Origin of the sequence: Holtiella tumoricola (genome assembly GCF_027857615.1) — a bacterium.
Lineage (GTDB): Bacteria > Bacillota > Clostridia > Lachnospirales > Cellulosilyticaceae > Holtiella > Holtiella tumoricola.
The window spans coordinates 61,778-80,151 of the sequence record NZ_JAQIFT010000029.1 but is presented as its reverse complement, the minus strand read 5'-3'; the positions used below and the strand labels follow the sequence as shown (position 1 = coordinate 80,151).

Genomic DNA, 18,374 nt, shown 5'->3' with positions numbered 1-18,374 from the left:
AAGTCAAGTGCTCTACCAACTGAGCTAGTGACCCTCATTAATTGTAACAGTTCCTCGACTAGGAACTAAATCGGGGTGACAGGACTCGAACCTGCGGCCTCCTGAACCCAAATCAGGCGCTCTAGCCAAACTGAGCCACACCCCGCCATGCTATATAATATAGCAATGACCCATAGGAGAATCGAACTCCTGTTACCGCCGTGAAAGGGCGGTGTCTTAACCGCTTGACCAATGGGCCTTATATTTTGTTAGAACATGCCCAGAGCCGGAATCGAACCAGCGACACGAGGATTTTCAGTCCTCTGCTCTACCGACTGAGCTATCTGGGCATATCAAGCGCGAGACGGGATTCGAACCCGCGACCCTCTCCTTGGCAAGGAGATGCTCTACCCCTGAGCCACTCACGCATTTAGTAGTACAGATGTACTACTACTATTCAATTATGAGCCACCGGAGGCTCGAACTCCGGACCACTTGATTAAAAGTCAAGTGCTCTACCAACTGAGCTAGTGACCCTCATTAATTGTAACAGTTCCTCGACTAGGAACTAAATCGGGGTGACAGGACTCGAACCTGCGGCCTCCTGAACCCAAATCAGGCGCTCTAGCCAAACTGAGCCACACCCCGCCATGCTACAAAATGTAGCAATGACCCATAGGAGAATCGAACTCCTGTTACCGCCGTGAAAGGGCGGTGTCTTAACCGCTTGACCAATGGGCCTCAACGACATTTATAATATCACACTCATTGACGTAAGTAAATACCTTTTTTCACTTTTTTTATCTTTTTTTCTTTTTTCTTCGATTTACTCTTCTCTTACCTTTGATAGTATTACCTTTTAGCATCGAATTTATTTCTAACTATTTTTTCCTCTTACGACATTTTTATCTTTTAGACTTATACAATTTAAAAAGAGATAGTATCTCTTCATACTATCTCCCTATAGACTATTAAAATATTGGCACTAAAACAGATTCACCGCTGCCCATATTGCTACTATTCTTAGAAGAACTAAAGGTAGCAACCGTATTATATGGTGTTATATACTGCATACCACTCTTGGTCCTAAGCGTAAAATATACTTCATAATATATACTATCTTCTTTTCTTATATACTCTGCAAAATCTGCTGTGTATATAAGCCTATTATCGTCTTCCCCTACTTGTTTCAAAGCCGGTATATGCTTACCTTGTAATAATTCCGAATAATCCTCTTCAATATAAGTTGAATTTGCTACAGCACTCGCTTGGGACGCACCATAACTATAGTTTGAGTTACCTTCTTCAATATATCCATTCTCTTTAAGAATAAATTCGGCACTTTCAATGCTCTTTTCATCAAATGGTAATCCTTCTTCATTTTCTCCAAACTGTATTTTAAGTCCCATATATTCTTTAGGACTACTTTCCTCCCCATAATCCCATTCACTTAATACCGTACATTGTAAAATGTCATTAGTATACACTGGCTCTAATGCTTCTTGCCTTACTCCCCTCTCTGATTTTATTACAAACATAGGTTTCAAAATGCTAACCATATCTACTAAAATAACTGCTTCATTATTTGCATTTACTTCTTGTTCATATACTTGCCCATCGGCTGCTATTCTAGCAATCAGCTTCTCCGTGTTTGTTATTTCCTTTGGCACTGCTTGCATAGTTACAGCTATTTGATCATCTTGTATTTTTAGTTCAACAGATGCCTGTGAAAAAATACTTTGTTCTTTCTTTAATAATTCTTCTATATTCTCATATTCATCCTGCAAATTATATCGTATATTTTCTATATTGCTATATATGTTATTTTCTAATCTAGAGTAGTCATCCCTTAAATTTTGGACTTCTTTTTTTATGCTATAATTATCCCATAAATTTATTCCTATAATCATAACTGTAAAGATTATTATAACTTTCCTAATATAATCTTTGTCCATATTCTTTCTCCCCTCTTATACTAGTTTCTCTTTTTCTTAATTTTTTCTACCTCTATCATATCATACCTTTGCCAATATACTAAATCTTTCATACAAATACTTCGTTCTGTAAGATTACATCATAGAAGAAAAGGGCTGTTATGCTACTTTTAGTAACATAACAGCCCTTTTCTTCTATATTATTAGTTATTGTAGTATAAGTTATCTGTTGGGTAATCAGGATCACATGTTACTTCAATACCTAATTTTCTAAATGCATTTTCATTATTATGACTTAAAATAGTTGTTGAATGTGCTTCACAGCCTTTAAGCATTTCTAATTTTTCAAGTGCTAATTGTGCCATTGGATTTGTTGCTGCACAAATAGTTAAAGCAATAAGTACTTCTTCACAGTTAAGTGCTGCATTTTTGTTTTTTAATGTCTCTCTTTTAAGTGTTAAGATTGGTTCTAGGATAACTGGAGAGATGAGGTGCATTTCATCAGCAATGTTTGCATAGTATTTAATCCCATTGATTAAGGCAGCACATGTGCTATCCATTAAACTTGAAGATTTACCTGTAATCATTGTTCCATCATGAAGCTCAATAGCTACAGCTGAACAAATTTCATTTTTCTCTGCTGCTAATTTCATTTTAGCTGCTGTAAGTCTTGCTTCTACAACTGATTTACGATCTTCTTCTTTAAGTTTAAGCTCATTCATGATTAATTTAACATGTTGAACTGTATCTTTATCTGCATGGCCTTTTTTATATTCACATGCTGTTTTAAAGTATCTTCTAATAATTTCTTGTCTAGATGCTTCTTTAACAACTTCATCATCTACAATACCATATCCAACACGGTTAACGCCCATATCTGTTGGTGATTTGTAAACTGCTTCTTCACCTGTGATTTTTTCAATAATACGTTTTAAGATTGGGAATGTTTCAAGGTCACGGTTATAGTTAACAGCCATTTGATTGTATGCTTCTAAATGGAAAGAGTCGATCATGTTAACATCTTTAAGGTCTGCTGTTGCTGCTTCATATGCAATGTTAAGAGGATGTTTAAGAGGTACATTCCATACTGGGAAAGTTTCAAATTTAGAGTAACCTGCTACACGGCCTTGTTTGTTTTCATGATAAAGTTGGCTTAAACAAGTTGCAAGTTTACCACTACCTGGTCCTGGAGCTGTTACAACAACGATTGGTTTAGTTGTTTCAATATAAGGATTTTTACCATAACCTTCATCACTTACGATTGTATCAACATCAGTTGGGTATCCTGCTGTTGCACTATGTTTATAAACTTTGATACCACGTCTTTCAAGTTTATTGATGAATACAGTTGTAGCTGGTTGCCCTTCAAAACGTGTAATAACAACACTATTTACATCTAAGTCATATTCTCTAAGATCATCAATAAGTCTTAAAACGTCCATATCATATGTAATACCGAAATCACCACGGATTTTGTTACGCTCAATATCTCCTGCATAAACACAGATAATGATCTCTACTTTATCTTTTAATTTATGAAGAAGTTTGATTTTTGCGTTCTCATCAAACCCTGGTAAAACTCTTTTTGCATGCATATCAAATAAGAGTTTTCCTCCAAATTCAAGATATAATTTATCGTAATTGTTTACACGTTCTAAGATGTACTCTGACTGCTCTTGTAAATACTTATTATGGTCAAATCCTATTTTCATTGTTGTATCCTCCTCGTTTTGTCCGTTCAATTCAAATCTCAAGTATATATCATACCTCTTTTATTTCTATTTTAGAAGACTGAATATCTCCTTTTTATTCCAAGAATTTTCAAGGCTTTTTGTTGTATTTTTACAAAGTTACTTAATGCTTATTTATAGTGTTTTTTCCTTGTGCTATAATGGAAGATACCCCCCTAAAATCATTCAATCAATTAATTCTAGATTTTTATAGAATATACACAAAAAACCACAAGAATTATTCTTGTGGTTTTTTGCATTCTCTTACTATTTTGAAATCATACCAAGTCATCTCAAAATAGCCTCTTCCTTATCCACTACTACAAACTAAACTTCAGTAATTTTCATTCTTAGTATTGAATATCAGGCACATATACTCATTTATCAAATTTTACTTTAATTTTTATTTATTTTTTACTAAAATATTATTCATTTTTAGATTGTTGTGTATTATAATTAAGTTGTCTTTTAAATACTCACTATATTTAAGGAGAAAACTTATGGAGCACCAAAATTCTATTTCAGAAACTTATATTCAGTCACCACAACCATGGCCTTATGTGCTTAATCGTCGTGAAACCTTTGAAATTCTTCCTCCAAAAGAAGGATGCATTTTATTCGTAGGCGATTCTATTACACAAAGAAATGAATGGGCTGAGATGTTCAATAATCCTAATATCATTAACCGTGGAATAGATAGCGATCGTCTCACTTGGCTTAATGAGAGAATGCCTAACCTATTAGCAAACAAACCATCTAAAATTTTTATCAAAATAGGTATCAATGACATTATGGATGGTAAACGTGCTATGCAAATGCAAGAAGAGTACAAAGTAATCTTCGACCAATTTAAAACACTAGATGATTGCACAGTGTACGTTCAAAGCTGCTTACCTGTTAATAATACTGTTTACGAACATCCTATTGATAATGCTGTAGTGCAATCTATCAATGAAATGCTTGAACCTTTAGCAAATGAATATGGCTTCAAATTCATCAATCTTTATGAGCATTTTGTAGACAGCAATAATGAGCTAGTAAGTGATTACACAAGAGATGGTGTACACTTAAATGGAACAGGCTATCTTGTTTGGAAAAAACAAATTGAACAATATGTGTAATGACTATATAAAAAGAGGTTGCCCCTTATGCAACCTCTTTTTATATAGCCTTATCTTTATGCTGTACACAGCTCCTAGAATAAGTCCTTTAACTTAATGTAACCTTTTATATTTGTTATATACTATCTTTAATTTCTATTCCTTACTCTTCTCATTTGTTTTATCATCTTGGCTATCTTTTTCATCTACCTCTTTTGGATTTGTTTCTTCATTTATTTGTTCTTCTGTTTGTTGATCTCCATTTTGAGTAATAGCGCCAACTTCGTTTTCAGGTTCCCCTACTAATTTACTCTTGATTTGTGGAAAGAATATAATAGTAGCAATAATACCTAGAACCATTACTAGCCTAATGTATCCAAATACTATACGAAGTTCTGCACGGTTGCGCATCTTTCTATCTGGTGGATGTAATAGATCTTCAAAGGCCTGCCCTATTCTAGTAGGAAACTGATACCATCTCGTTGGCGGAAACTTTAAAGGTGTATATGCTTTTCCCTTAAACATATAAAGTTTTGCCTTCCTCGAGAAAAAAGGTTTATGCAAAATCCACCCTGTTGAATCCCACTCATCTACATAATCAAAATCATATTCAAATCCTATTCTCTTACGTACTTTGATTGTCATTACCTTAAATTTCAATTTACTATAGATAAATTTTTCAAAGTAACTATCAATTTTTTTATGTACTGTATTCATACTGTCCTCCCTTAAGTCTATTCTCTAATTTCTATAACCCCTTACTATTATTTTACAATAATATACATAAATTTCCTATACACTTGTTAAGGGAATCCAACCTATCATAATGTGTTTAAAGCTCTTACTGTTAATTTATTTATCAACTATTGCTTCATAAGTTATACTCCAATACATCTAATAAACTTTTTTCTAGATCTTTTATAATATGACTAGAAACGATTATTTGAGTATATATATGAAAAAGATATAAAAAGACATAAAAAACAGGAATAACTTAGCTAAGCTAAATTATTCCTGTCTTTATTTACTACATTCTTAGAAGTCAGCTTGACCTGTAGTTCTTGGGAATGGGATTACGTCACGGATGTTTGTCATACCTGTTACGTACATAATTAATCTTTCAAATCCTAAACCGAATCCAGCGTGTCTAGTACCACCAAATCTTCTAAGGTCTAAGTACCACCAGTAGTCTTCTTCTTTAAGACCAAGCTCTGCCATTCTTTCAAGTAAGACATCAAGTCTTTCCTCTCTTTGGCTACCACCGATAAGCTCTCCTACACCTGGTACAAGAAGATCTGTAGCTGCTACAGTTTTATTGTCATCGTTAAGTCTCATGTAGAATGACTTAATTTCTTTTGGATAATCTGTTACGAATACAGGTTTTTTGAAGTGCTCTTCAGCAAGGAATCTCTCATGTTCTGTTTGAAGGTCACATCCCCAATGCACTGGGTATTCAAATGTTTTACCACAGTTTTCAAGAATTTCAATAGCTTCTGTATAAGTTACACGACCGAAGTCTGAGCTTACTACATGGTTAAGTTTATCAAGTACACCTTTTTCTACGAATTGGTTGAAGAAAGCCATTTCTTCTGGTGCATTTTCTAAGATATATTTAATAACAAATTTAAGCATATCTTCTGCAAGTCTCATATCATCTTCAAGGTCTGCAAATGCAATTTCTGGCTCGATCATCCAGAACTCAGCTGCATGTCTTGGTGTATTTGATTTTTCAGCTCTAAATGTTGGTCCAAATGTATAAACATCTCTAAATGCCATTGCAAATGTTTCTGCTGAAAGCTGACCACTTACTGTAAGGTTAGCCATTTTACCGAAGAAATCTTCTTTGTAATCTACTTTACCTTGATCATCTAATTTAGCACCTACTTGTGGAAGTGTTGTTACTTGGAACATTTCTCCTGCACCTTCACAGTCACTACCTGTGATGATTGGTGTATGTGCATATACGAAGTCTCTTTCTTGGAAGAACTTATGAATTGCATATGATGCTAAAGAACGTACTCTAAATACTGCTGCAAATGTATTTGTACGAGGTCTTAAATGTGCAATTTGTCTTAAGAACTCAAAAGAGTGACGTTTCTTTTGAAGTGGATATTCTGCTGGGCAACTTCCTTCTACAACAATCTCTGTTGCTTTAATCTCAAATGGTTGTTTTTGCCCTGGTGTTGCTACTAAGTCACCTGTAACGATGATTGCTGCACCTACGCCTAATTTTGCAATGTCTTTGAAGTTATCTAATTTGTCTTCAAATACAACTTGAACACTTTTGAAGAATGTTCCATCATTTAATTCGATAAAACCAAAAGTTTTTGAATCTCTAACTGTTTTTACCCATCCTGCTACTGTAACACTTTTGCCTACATACTCATCTGTACTATGGTATAAATGTCTGATTGCTACTGTATCCATTTTTCCATCTCCTTAAATTTGTAGTAATTTAATAAAAGACAATAAAAAAAGCTCCATCCCTAATAAAATATAAGGGACGAAGCTAAATCTCCGCGGTACCACCCTAGTTGACCTACTGGCCCAACTCTTTGGTTAGTATATCTAATAATATACTCTAGATGTAACGGTCTAGTCCCGTCTAAGCCTACTCATTACTTTTCGGTTAGAAACTCCAAGATGTTCTTCATCTAAAACTTGTTACCAAATTTCCACCAACATTGGCTCTCTAAAAACGCTGTTTTAGACTACTCTTCTTTTCATCGTCTATTATCTATTCATACTGTAAAATATGCTTCTCATTATAGAGTGTTCCATTCATTTTGTCAACACTCCTAAATCTCTATCTATAGCTTATCCAAATCAACCTGACTTCTATACATCTTATACTTTAAATAAAACACTTTATTGGGTACGTTGACGCATAACTTCATACATACAAATAGATGCTGCTATTGAAGCATTTAATGATTCTAAACCACCTGGCATAGGGATATATACCTTTTGATCTGCAAGTTCTAAGGCTTCATTAGAAACGCCATTACCTTCATTGCCAATGATAAGCATATTACCTTTTGCAAAGTCTGCTTCTGCTACCTTACAAGCTGTTTCATCTAATGCTGTTGTATAGAGTGTTAAGTTATTTGCTCTTGCCCAACTAATATAATTTTCTAGGCTTTCTCCTACTACAATAGGTACATGTAATAATGCTCCCATTGTACTACGTACTGTTTTAGGACTATATAAGTCTACACATCCTTTTGTAAGGAAGATTGCTTCTACTCCAAATCCATAAGCTGTACGAATAATGGTCCCTAAGTTACCTGGATCTTGTAAGTTCTCAAGTAAAAGATAAAAACCATCTGATTTTGCCTCTATTTTATTTAATGTGAATTCTTTCATTTTTACAAGAGCCATAATCCCTTGAGGTGTTTCCGTTCCACTCATTGTCTTAAATAATTCACTTGGTACCACAAGATTTTGTTTTGTTCCTGCAACTTTAAGCTCTGCTTCATCAAAAAGATCACTCATGACAATAGTATCTATCTCATAATGCTCTGGAATCTCATTGACGCTTCTAATCCCCTCTACCAGGAAAAGCCCTTGTTTTTTACGTTCATTTTTCTTAGCCTGTAGTACTTGGATATTTTTAATGATTGGATTACTTGCACTACTAATAAATTTGCTATTTACCATGTCTCTTAGCCTCTAAATATTGAAGTTGCTTATTACTTCCTACTACAACAAGCGTATCTTCTGTTTCTAAAATATAATTTGGAGAAGGTGAAATATCAATAGAACCACCACGTTGAACAGCAATAATGTTAATACCATATGCACCACGTGGATCTACTTCTATAATGCTTTTCCCTTTCCATTCTGGTAAGATACCTAACTCAATAATACTGTATTCTGATGATAATTGAATATGATCTAGAATATTACCTGAAATAAGGTTGTTAGCAATACGCATCCCCATTTCTTGCTCTGGTAAGATGATACGATCCGCACCTATCTTACGCAGTACACGTTCATGTATTTCGCTACTTGCTTTAGCTACAACATATGGAATACCTAATTCTTTAAGCAAAAGTGTTGTCATGATACTTGATTGTATATCTTTACCAATAGCTACGATTGCTACATCAAAGTTACGAATACCAAGAGATTTAAGTGTATCCATATCTGCTGCGTCAGCTTGTACAGCATGGGTTACAAGTGGTGCTATTTCTTGTACACTTTCTTCTGATTTATCTACAACCATCACTTCATAACCTGCTTCTGCAAGTGTTGTTGCTAAGCTAATACCAAATCTCCCAAGTCCAAAAATAACAAATTGTTTCCCTCTCATAATGCCTCTCTCCTTTTAACCTACCATGACTTTCTCTTCTGGATATTGAATACTTTGTTTTTCTTTTGCTTTCTTTTGTCTTACCATCAATGCTACTGCAATAGTAACAGGACCAAGTCGTCCAATAAACATTAATATAATAATCATAATCTTACCTATTGTTGTAAGACTTGCTGTAATTCCTAAAGTTAATCCTACTGTAGCGAATGCAGATACTACTTCAAAGAGTAGATCCAAAAACTCTACATTTTCAGTTACTGTTAAAATCATAAGCATTCCAAATATGGCTGTAATAGCAATCATAATAACAGTGAGTGCTCGTGTAATCACGGAGCCTGGAATACGTCTATTATAAATTTCTGTACTTTCACGTCCTTTGATTGTGGACATAGCACATAAAATAAGTACACCTATTGTCACTGTTTTAACCCCACCAGCTGTACCAGCTGGAGAACCACCAATAAACATTAAAATAATTGTCATCAGCTTAGATGCTGGAGTAAGATCTGCTAGTGGTAATGTATTAAATCCGGCTGTACGAGGAGATACAGATTGGAATAAGGATGCATAAAGCTTGTCTTTAAAGGATAGTGCCCCTAAAGTACTTGGATTTTTAAATTCTACTATAAAGAAGAAGAGGAAACCAAATACGATTAAAAAGATCGTAATTAACCATACAAGTTTTGTATGTAGAGGCATTTTATAAAAAGCTTGTTTCCAAGTAAAATGCTCTGCTGACTGTCTCTTTATCTTAATCATATTATAAGTATCCATCCAAACACAAAAACCTAGTCCTCCTGCAATAATAAGTCCCATAATTGTAAAGTTTACAAGTCCATTCCCTACATATGGTGTTAAACTATTGCTTCCTACTAAATCAAATCCTGCATTACAGAATGCAGATATAGCGTGGAAAATAGAATAACCTATTCCTTTTATAAGTCCATGCTCTGGTACAAATACAAAAGAAAGTAAAAATGCCCCTATTCCCTCAACAAAGAATGTTAGCATAACAACAGCTTTTGTAAAACGTACAATTCCTGCTACTGTATTTGAGCTAAATGCTTCTTGCATAATTAATCTATTTTTTAATGTAATTTTCTTGCCCATAAAAACAAAAATCATGCTTACTAAAGACATGAATCCTAGTCCACCTATTTGGATACAAAATAGAATAATAATTTTTCCAAATAATGACCAATGTTCAAGTGTATTCACGACTACAAGGCCTGTTACACATACAGCAGATGTAGATGTAAATAAAGCATCAACAAAGTTTGTTGTTTCACCACTTTGACTACTAATTGGTAACATCAATAATACTGTAGCCACTAAAATCAGACATAAAAAACCTGCTACTAATATTTGAGACGGACCTAAGCTGCTTTTAAATATCCCATGCTGCTCATTTAGATTATTCATCTTCTTAACCTCTCCTATGATTTTCTAGTTTATGTAATCGTTAGATATTATACCACACGCTAATTTAAAATACAAAGCTACTAACGGTTTTTATTAGGTTTCACCTTTTTATTTATAATCATGTATATAATATTTGCCACTTTCCATACTAAATGATAGATACTTATATATTTCGAAAGGAGTTCACTATGAATCATCCTATTAATATTTGTCCAGATTTTTTTTGGTTAGGTGCCCTAGATCCTGATTTACGAGTCTTTGATGTAGTCATGGAAACCCAATATGGTACAAGCTATAATAGCTATTTATTAAAAACCGATACTCACAATATTCTTTTTGAAACCGTTAAAGAACGTTTTTTCGATACATTTTTAGCAAAACTCCAAACACTTTGCTCCCCTTCTGATATTGATTATATTGTGATTAATCATACCGAACCAGATCATGCAGGTAGCTTAAACTTATTATTAGATTATGCACCTGATGCAACGGTTATTTGTAGTAGTGTTGCCTTAAAGTATCTCAGCCAAATTATTAACCGTCCTTTTAAACATCAAGTGGTTAAGGATAATGAACAACTCTGTGTAGGCAACCGCAACCTGCGCTTTATTATGGCACCTTTCTTGCATTGGCCTGACACCATGTATACTTATATTGAAGAAGATCATATTCTTGTAACCTGTGACTCTTTTGGAGCTCATTATGCACACTCTGATATTTTTAGAAGCACTCTTGAAGAGAACTTTGAAAATAACTATCTCTCTGCATATAAATATTATTTTGATATGATTATGGGGCCTTTTAAACCTTACGTTCAAAAAGCCCTCCAAAAAATTAACACTTTACAGTTAGATTATATTTGTCCTGGTCATGGACTTATTTTAGATGGTGCACAAATCCCAAAACATATGGCATTATATGATGATTGGTCCCGTCCTGTAGTACGTTCTAAACCGTCTGTTGTAGTTGCCTATGTATCAGCCTATGGTTATACAGAAAGCTTAGCTGAGGAAATTGTAAAAGGTCTAAAATCAACACGCCAAGATATTGATATCTTCCTATTTGACCTTGTTACAACACCTTTTGAAAGAGTTCTAAAGGAAGTAGAACTCTGCTCTGGCCTACTAATAGGGTCACCAACTATATTACAAGATACTCTGCCTCCTATTTGGCAACTTCTTACATCACTTAATCCAACCATTCATCGTGGTAAAAAAGCAACAGCTTTTGGATCTTATGGCTGGAGTGGTGAAGCTGTAGACTTTATTATCGATCGTCTTGAACAACTTAAGATGAAAATCCTTGTTCCACCACTTAAAGTCGTCTTCAAACCAAGCTCTGATAATTTGGCTGAGGCTTTCAAACTAGGTGAAGAATTTGGTAAGAATTTATAGTATCTCTCACTTTTTAATACAAAATGTGGAGGCTGTTTTACCAGCCTCCACATTTTATTTATTCACTTATAATAGCTCCGTTATATACAAGCCCTTTATCACTATCAACTGTAATAGTTGTTGTATTTCTTACAGCCTCTACTACATTTTTAGCTCCAATAATAACTGGAATATCTAATGTTCTCCCAACAATAGTTGCATGGTTATTTTCTTCATGACTACTATCTTCTACTACAATAGCACTTGCTTTTTTCATATATGGTAAGAAAGAGTTATCTGTTTTAGCTGTAATAAGGATATCACCTTTTTTGAAGTATTTATCCGCTTCATCTAATACTTTTACAACACTTGCTTTACCTGTTACAGACTTTTTACCATAACCAATACCCCTAGCAAGAACATTACCTACATATTGAGCTTTTAAGATATTTGTTGTACCTGCAACACCTACTGGTACACCTGCTGTAAGAACAACTACATCTCCTTGTTTTGCAAATCCCAGTTCTTCTGCTTTTTTCACTGCAACTGCAAAAGCTTCATCTGTAGACTCTTCATCAATATTCACAATGAAAGGTGTACATCCCCATACAAGGTTAAGTTGACGTTGTACACGTTCGTCTGTTGTACAAGCTACAATTGGACATGTTGGCTTGAACTTAGATACCGCACGTGCTGTGTGTCCTGATTTTGTAATCGTTACAATCGCGCATGCTCCAAGGTCTGTAGCTGTTTGACATGTTGCATGACTAATTGCATTTGTCATACTAAGCTTGCCTTCACCAAAGCTCATTGGTAAGTTATAAAGCTTGCTTGCATTTTCAGCTGTAATTGCAATACGATTCATCATTCCAATCGCTTCTAATGGATAATCTCCTTTAGCTGTTTCACCAGAGAGCATAATAGCTGAAGTACCGTCAAAGATAGCATTTGCTACGTCACTTGCTTCTGCACGTGTTGGACGTGGGTTACGAATCATAGAATCTAACATTTGAGTTGCTGTTACAACTGGTTTTCCTAAATCATTAGCTTTTTTGATGAGTTCTTTTTGAACAATAGGTACTTCCTCTGCAGGAATCTCTACCCCAAGATCACCACGTGCAACCATAATTGCATCTGCTACTTGTAGAATCTCATCAATATTATTTACACCATCGCGATTTTCGATTTTAGCAATAATTTGGATATCTCCACCACCATTTGCTTCTAATACCTGACGAATTTTAACAACGTCATTTGCGCATCTAATGAATGAAGCTGCAATGTAGTCAAATCCTACTTCTGCACCAAACTTAATATCTGCTAAATCTTTATCTGTAAGTGCTGGTAAATTAACAAATACATCAGGAATATTAATCCCTTTTCTAGAACCTAAAATACCACCATTTTCTACAGTACATTCAACCTCTGTACTTGTTAAATTCTTTACTTTAAGCTCGATGAGACCGTCATCAATAAGAATACGACTGCCGCGTTTTAAATCATAAGGAAGATTTTTGTAAGTTACGCTTACTCTTTCCTCATTTCCTTCTATTTCTTCTGTTGTTAAGGTAAATGTATCACCAATATTTAACTTGATATCTTTGTCATCTGCCATAACCCCAGTACGAATCTCTGGACCCTTTGTATCTAAAATAATAGGAATAGGTCTTCCCATTTCTTTTCTTACTTGTTTAACTCTTTCCACTGTTGCCCCGTGAATTTCATGATTATCATGTGAAAAGTTAATACGAATTGCATCTGCCCCTGCTCCGATAATATTACGAATGCTGTCTACATCTCTTGTTTTTGGCCCAAGTGTACTGATAATTTTAGTTTTACGCATCTTTATTCTCCCTTTTAATATTTTAGGTCTTGTTAGGGTTTAGCAAAGAATATCTGTTAAGCTATACATATAAGGATCAAGTTCCTTTTTCATTTTCAGTGCTTCATTGATATCGTAATCTACATATTCTCCTTTAACATAAGCTACTACACGTTTTGCTTTCCCTTCGCAAAGTAAGTCTACAGCTTTTGCTCCCATCATAGACGCATGCATTCTATCCACTGCTGTTGGAGAACCACCTCTTTGAAGATGCCCAAGTATTGTAGCACGTGTTTCAATACCTGTCATATCTTCAATCGTTTTGGCTAATTTTTCTGAACCGCCTACACCTTCAGCTACAACAATAAGGAAATGTTTCTTTCCTTTATGCTTATTTTCAATAATCTTTTTAACGATTTCTTCATCTGATGGTCTTGGCATCTCTGGTAACAGTACCATTTCAGCCCCTGAATTAATTGCACACCATAATGCAATATATCCTGCATTACGTCCCATAACTTCTACAATTGAACATCTTTGATGTGAAGTAGAAGTGTCTCTGATTTTATTGATTGCATCCATTGCTGTATTAACAGCTGTATCAAATCCAATAGTATATTCTGTACAAGCAATATCTAAGTCAATGGTACCTGGTACACCAATTGTATTAATACCTAGATTTGCAAGTTTTTCTGCGCCTTGGAAAGATCCATCTCCACCAATTACAACAAGTCCGTCAATCCCGAAAACGCGGCACATATCTGCTCCTCGTTTTTGTCCTTCTGGTTTTACGAACTCTAAACATCTTGCTGTCTGAAGAATAGTTCCGCCTCGTTGTATAATATCAGATACACTACGTGTATCCATTTCAAATACATCTCCTGCAAGTAACCCATTGTATCCTTTACGAATTCCCATTACTTTAATACCACGTGCAATGGCAGTTCTTACAACAGAACGAATTGCTGCATTCATCCCTGGTGCATCTCCACCACTTGTTAAAACACCTATTGTTGATACTTTTTGATCCATTAGATACAACCCCCTGTTGCTGTAATTTTTTTTGATTTGCCCTCATTAAACTTACTTCAACAATTCCTTAACTTTATAAAAAAAATCTTATTCGCATTATATCTTAATCGTTTTAATTGTACATAACAATATTAAAAATTGCAACATTAATCCAGAGTTTTTGGTACTACTACACATTCAGAACCCACAACCATCTTAAGCTCCTGTACAACTTTATCATTAATTGTAATATTGTATTTAGCCGGGAAAGCTTTTTTACTATGATCCTCTAATGATTCTACTATTATCTTCGCATTTCCAGGATATTTTGCAAAAATACTTAGTAACTTATTACGGACTTCTTGCGTACGTTTTGACTCATCTAAGCGAAGCAGTAAATGATCCGCTTCAACTGTAGGATTTAGTAATGCCTCTAATGTTGTCATATCATCTGCTAGTACCACTGCAGCTTCTTCTTCTTTAATTGAAATATGACCTTTAATAATAAACACATGTTCAGGATTAAGTTTCTCAAATTTTTCAAACTGATTTGGAAAGACAATACATTCTAAGTTTCCTGTTGTATCTTCTATGGTTAAGAATGCCATTTTTTTATTCGTCTTTGTAAAAATCACCTTTTTCTCTGTAAGTAATCCACCAACTACAACTTGTTGCCCATCTGTAAGCTTGTAATCTTGGCTTACCTCTTCACTACCTTCTTCCTCTATTTCAAGGTCAACGGCATGATGACTAATATAACGTTCTAATTGATTATTTACTTTATCTAATGGGTGACCACTTAAATAGATTCCCATAACTTCTTTTTCATAGTTCAAGATTTCTTTCATTTCAAACTCTGGAATATTAGGAAGATGGTCTTGATTTAAGCCTGACTCTTCTTCCTCTTCTCCACCTAAAGCAAAGAGATTGATTTGACCTTGAATATTATTCTTGCGGTTTGCTGCAATACCATCAGCTATTTGTTTATATGCTGCCATATACTGACTACGTCTTCCACCAAAGTCATCAAAAGCACCTGCTAAAATCAAACTTTCTACACAGCGTTTATTGACATCTTTTGAGTCCATGCGATTGTAGAAATCTGTAAGACTTTTAAATGGGCCATTTTTATCCCGTTCTTCTACTATACGCTCTATCACACTACGTCCTACATTTTTGATAGCTGCTAATCCGTACATAATTTTATTACCCTTTGTACTAAAATAAGCATACCCTTCATTAATATGAGGTGCTACTACTTCTATGCCTAGTTTTTTACAACTATCAATATACTGTCTTACTTTCGGTGTGACATCCATAATAGATGTCATAAGAGCAGCCATAAATTCTACTTTATAATACGTTTTTAAATAGGCTGTTTGATAAGCTACTACAGCATAACAAGCCGCATGAGATTTGTTGAAGGCATATTTCGCAAAGTCAATCATATCATCAAAGATTTGATTGGCTACATCTTGTGGAATACCATTTGCAACAGCACCTGGTACCTCCCCCCCATCACCATTCAAGAAGATTTCACGTTCCTTTGCCATCACATCTGTTTTCTTTTTCCCCATAGCACGACGTAGTAAGTCACTTCGTCCTAAGCTATAACCTGCAAGATCTCGTACAATTTGCATTACCTGTTCTTGGTACACAATACAACCATAAGTATTTTCTAAGATTGGTTCTAGAGCTGGATGAGTATAAGTAATACGTTCTTTATCACGTTTTCCTTCTACGTACTTAGGTATAAAGTCCATTGGACCTGGACGGTATAAGGATACCCCCGCAATAATATCTTCTAAGTTCTCTGGACAAAGTTCCTTCATGAAGGACTTCATTCCTGCACTTTCTAACTGGAAGATCCCTTCTGTATTTCCTGAAGCAATCATTTGATATACTTTTGGATCTTCATAGTCTATAGTGTGCACATCGATCTCTACACCATGATTTTGTTTAACAAGCTTAACTGCATTATCAATAACAGTCAGAGTTCTAAGTCCTAAGAAGTCCATCTTCAGTAGGCCAAGTTCTTCTAATGTAGTCATTGGATATTGAGTTGTTATCGCACCATCACTAGCACTGAGTGGTACGTACTCTACTACTGGTTTTTTAGAGATTACAACCCCAGCGGCATGAGTTGAAGAGTGACGTGGAAGACCTTCTAGCTTAAGGGCTGTATTAATAAGATAAGCTACTTTTTCATCTGCCTTATAAAGGTCATCTAGCTCATTGTTCATGTCTAGTGCCTTTGTAATGGTCATCTTAAGCTCATTAGGAATCATTTTGGCAATGCGGTCTACTTCTGGATAAGGCATATTAATGGCACGGCCTACGTCCCTTATAACCGCTTTAGCAGACATGGTTCCAAAAGTTACAATCTGTGCTACACGTTCTTCACCATACTTACGAATAACATAGTCGATAACTTCTTGACGTCTTTCATAGCAAAAGTCGATATCGATATCAGGCATGCTGACACGTTCTGGATTTAAAAAACGTTCAAAGAGTAAGCTATATTTAATCGGATCAATATCTGTAATTTCTAGTGTATAAGCTACAATACTTCCTGCTGCTGACCCACGTCCTGGCCCAACTGGAATATCATTTCTTTTTGCATATTTAATAAAGTCACTTACAATAAGAAAATAATCTACAAATCCCATTTGAATAATGACATCTAATTCATATTCTAAGCGCTCGCGAAGTTCATCATTCACTTCTTCATAGCGCTCTTCTAGACCTTCAAAGCAAAGTCTTCTTAAATAGTCCTTTGGTTCTTCATCCGTAGGCACATCAAAGCTTGGTAATTTCAGATCATGGAATTCAAAGCTTACATTACAGCGTTCAGCAATATCTACTGTATTTTGAAGGGCCTCTTTTGCATATGGGAAGAGGTCATACATTTGCTCAGGGCTCTTTAAGTAATATTGCCCTCCTTCATAAATCATACGATCATCATCCATCATGGTCTTTCCTGTCTGAATACAAAGAAGGACTTCATGTGGGTTCGCATCTTCTTCTAAAATATAGTGAACGTCATTAGTTGCTACCATTGGCAATCCTGTTTCTTCCGCTAAGCGCATAGTCAACTGATTGACTTTAGCTTGTTGCTTCATACCATGGTCTTGAAGTTCTAAGTAGAAATTATCTTTACCCATGATTTCACTATAGAGTAAAGCTTGTGATTTTGCCTTTTCATAATTATCTTCTAAAAGAGGCCTTGAAACGGGTCCAGCTAAACACGCACCGAGTGCAATAAGCCCCTCATTGTGTTCTCTTAAAAGGTCAACATCTATACGTGGCTTACGATAGAATCCTTCCGTAAAGCCTTGTGATACCATTTTAATAAGGTTTTGATATCCGGTATTATTTTTTGCAAGTAATACTAAGTGATTGTATCTTCCATCTTCTTTTTCTTTATCAAATCGTGTTCTAGGAGAAACATACACTTCACAACCAATAATAGGCTTAACCCCTATATCTAACGCTGCTTTATAAAAATCAATAGCACCATACATAACACCATGATCTGTAATGGCTAATGACTCCATCCCTAGTTCTTTTGCTTTTTTAAGTAAATCTTTAATCTTTGCTGATCCATCTAACAAACTATATTCAGTATGTACATGGAGATGGGTAAATGGTTGATTCATAAGAGCCTCCTTTCACTTTATAACTCATG

At 35.0% G+C, this 18,374-nt stretch carries 12 protein-coding genes, 7 tRNA genes and 1 other annotated feature; of the genes, 2 read left to right on the top strand and 17 right to left on the bottom strand.

What is annotated here, in order from left to right; genetic code table 11:
- Positions 1-70: 70 nt before the first annotated feature.
- The 9 genes from PBV87_RS07130 to PBV87_RS07090 all read right to left on the bottom strand — a co-directional run bounded on the left by PBV87_RS07130 (position 71) and on the right by PBV87_RS07090 (position 3,625).
- Positions 71-145: transfer RNA gene (locus PBV87_RS07130), tRNA-Pro, on the bottom strand.
- A gap of 21 nt (positions 146-166) precedes the next feature.
- A tRNA-Glu gene (locus tag PBV87_RS07125) sits at positions 167-238 on the bottom strand.
- Positions 239-256: 18 nt separating this feature from the next.
- Positions 257-329: transfer RNA gene (locus PBV87_RS07120), tRNA-Phe, on the bottom strand.
- A 6-nt stretch (positions 330-335) separates the two neighbouring features.
- Positions 336-407: transfer RNA gene (locus PBV87_RS07115), tRNA-Gly, on the bottom strand.
- A 36-nt stretch (positions 408-443) separates the two neighbouring features.
- Positions 444-516, bottom strand: a tRNA-Lys gene (locus PBV87_RS07110).
- 36 nt (positions 517-552) lie between these two features.
- Positions 553-627 (bottom strand) — tRNA-Pro (locus PBV87_RS07105).
- 21 nt (positions 628-648) lie between these two features.
- Positions 649-720, bottom strand: a tRNA-Glu gene (locus tag PBV87_RS07100).
- Positions 721-950: 230 nt separating this feature from the next.
- The gene (locus tag PBV87_RS07095) at positions 951-1,934 is read right to left on the bottom strand and encodes a hypothetical protein (protein ID WP_053986148.1); all 984 of its coding nucleotides are present in this window, start codon (positions 1,932-1,934) and stop codon (positions 951-953) included.
- A 182-nt stretch (positions 1,935-2,116) separates the two neighbouring features.
- On the bottom strand, positions 2,117-3,625 hold the full coding sequence (locus tag PBV87_RS07090; protein WP_053986149.1) for a DUF1846 domain-containing protein: 1,509 nt from the start codon (positions 3,623-3,625) through the stop codon (positions 2,117-2,119).
- 518 nt (positions 3,626-4,143) lie between these two features.
- On the opposite strand from PBV87_RS07090, the gene PBV87_RS07085 reads away from it, so the two are divergent.
- Positions 4,144-4,764, top strand: a complete 621-nt coding sequence (locus PBV87_RS07085; protein ID WP_271011656.1) for a GDSL-type esterase/lipase family protein — start codon at positions 4,144-4,146, stop codon at positions 4,762-4,764.
- A 135-nt stretch (positions 4,765-4,899) separates the two neighbouring features.
- Here the strand turns inward: PBV87_RS07085 and PBV87_RS07080 are convergent, their stop codons facing one another.
- The 5 genes from PBV87_RS07080 to PBV87_RS07060 all read right to left on the bottom strand — a co-directional run bounded on the left by PBV87_RS07080 (position 4,900) and on the right by PBV87_RS07060 (position 10,480).
- Positions 4,900-5,460 (bottom strand): hypothetical protein, encoded by a 561-nt coding sequence (locus PBV87_RS07080; protein ID WP_053986151.1) that lies wholly within the window; start codon positions 5,458-5,460, stop codon positions 4,900-4,902.
- 318 nt (positions 5,461-5,778) lie between these two features.
- Positions 5,779-7,170 carry an asparagine--tRNA ligase gene (gene asnS, locus PBV87_RS07075; protein WP_053986152.1) on the bottom strand — a complete coding sequence of 464 codons (1,392 nt, stop codon included), beginning with the start codon at positions 7,168-7,170 and terminating at the stop codon, positions 5,779-5,781.
- A gap of 69 nt (positions 7,171-7,239) precedes the next feature.
- Positions 7,240-7,479 (bottom strand) — a binding site (T-box leader).
- Positions 7,480-7,611: 132 nt separating this feature from the next.
- Entirely contained in the window at positions 7,612-8,403 is a 792-nt protein-coding gene (locus PBV87_RS07070; protein ID WP_053986153.1) for a TrmH family RNA methyltransferase, read from the bottom strand.
- A complete protein-coding gene (locus PBV87_RS07065) occupies positions 8,393-9,058 on the bottom strand; it encodes a potassium channel family protein (protein ID WP_053986154.1) in 666 nt (221 codons plus the stop codon). The genes PBV87_RS07070 and PBV87_RS07065 overlap by 11 nt, the downstream gene beginning before the upstream one ends.
- Positions 9,059-9,073: 15 nt before the next feature.
- Positions 9,074-10,480 (bottom strand): TrkH family potassium uptake protein, encoded by a 1,407-nt coding sequence (locus PBV87_RS07060; RefSeq protein WP_053986155.1) that lies wholly within the window; start codon positions 10,478-10,480, stop codon positions 9,074-9,076.
- Positions 10,481-10,668: 188 nt separating this feature from the next.
- Between PBV87_RS07060 and PBV87_RS07055 the strand changes: the two genes are divergently transcribed.
- Positions 10,669-11,874, top strand: coding sequence for an FprA family A-type flavoprotein (locus PBV87_RS07055; RefSeq protein WP_271011655.1), 1,206 nt, complete (start codon positions 10,669-10,671; stop codon positions 11,872-11,874).
- A gap of 58 nt (positions 11,875-11,932) precedes the next feature.
- Here PBV87_RS07055 and pyk read toward each other — a convergent pair whose 3' ends face one another.
- The 3 genes from pyk to PBV87_RS07040 form a co-directional block, all read right to left on the bottom strand.
- Positions 11,933-13,696, bottom strand: coding sequence for a pyruvate kinase (gene pyk, locus PBV87_RS07050; RefSeq protein ID WP_053986157.1), 1,764 nt, complete (start codon positions 13,694-13,696; stop codon positions 11,933-11,935).
- Between the two features lie 39 nt (positions 13,697-13,735).
- Entirely contained in the window at positions 13,736-14,707 is a 972-nt protein-coding gene (gene pfkA / locus PBV87_RS07045) for a 6-phosphofructokinase (protein WP_053986158.1), read from the bottom strand.
- Positions 14,708-14,853: 146 nt separating this feature from the next.
- Entirely contained in the window at positions 14,854-18,345 is a 3,492-nt protein-coding gene (locus PBV87_RS07040; RefSeq protein ID WP_271011654.1) for a DNA polymerase III subunit alpha, read from the bottom strand.
- Between the last annotated feature and the right edge of the window lie 29 nt (positions 18,346-18,374).

Coding starts and splice junctions, on each gene's coding strand:
- PBV87_RS07095 (WP_053986148.1), bottom strand. CDS start 1,934: ATGGACAAAGATTATATTAGGAAAGTTATAATAATCTTTACAGTTATG.
- PBV87_RS07090 (WP_053986149.1), bottom strand. CDS start 3,625: ATGAAAATAGGATTTGACCATAATAAGTATTTACAAGAGCAGTCAGAG.
- PBV87_RS07085 (WP_271011656.1), top strand. CDS start 4,144: ATGGAGCACCAAAATTCTATTTCAGAAACTTATATTCAGTCACCACAA.
- PBV87_RS07080 (WP_053986151.1), bottom strand. CDS start 5,460: ATGAATACAGTACATAAAAAAATTGATAGTTACTTTGAAAAATTTATC.
- asnS (WP_053986152.1), bottom strand. CDS start 7,170: ATGGATACAGTAGCAATCAGACATTTATACCATAGTACAGATGAGTAT.
- PBV87_RS07070 (WP_053986153.1), bottom strand. CDS start 8,403: ATGGTAAATAGCAAATTTATTAGTAGTGCAAGTAATCCAATCATTAAA.
- PBV87_RS07065 (WP_053986154.1), bottom strand. CDS start 9,058: ATGAGAGGGAAACAATTTGTTATTTTTGGACTTGGGAGATTTGGTATT.
- PBV87_RS07060 (WP_053986155.1), bottom strand. CDS start 10,480: ATGAATAATCTAAATGAGCAGCATGGGATATTTAAAAGCAGCTTAGGT.
- PBV87_RS07055 (WP_271011655.1), top strand. CDS start 10,669: ATGAATCATCCTATTAATATTTGTCCAGATTTTTTTTGGTTAGGTGCC.
- pyk (WP_053986157.1), bottom strand. CDS start 13,696: ATGCGTAAAACTAAAATTATCAGTACACTTGGGCCAAAAACAAGAGAT.
- pfkA (WP_053986158.1), bottom strand. CDS start 14,707: ATGGATCAAAAAGTATCAACAATAGGTGTTTTAACAAGTGGTGGAGAT.
- PBV87_RS07040 (WP_271011654.1), bottom strand. CDS start 18,345: ATGAATCAACCATTTACCCATCTCCATGTACATACTGAATATAGTTTG.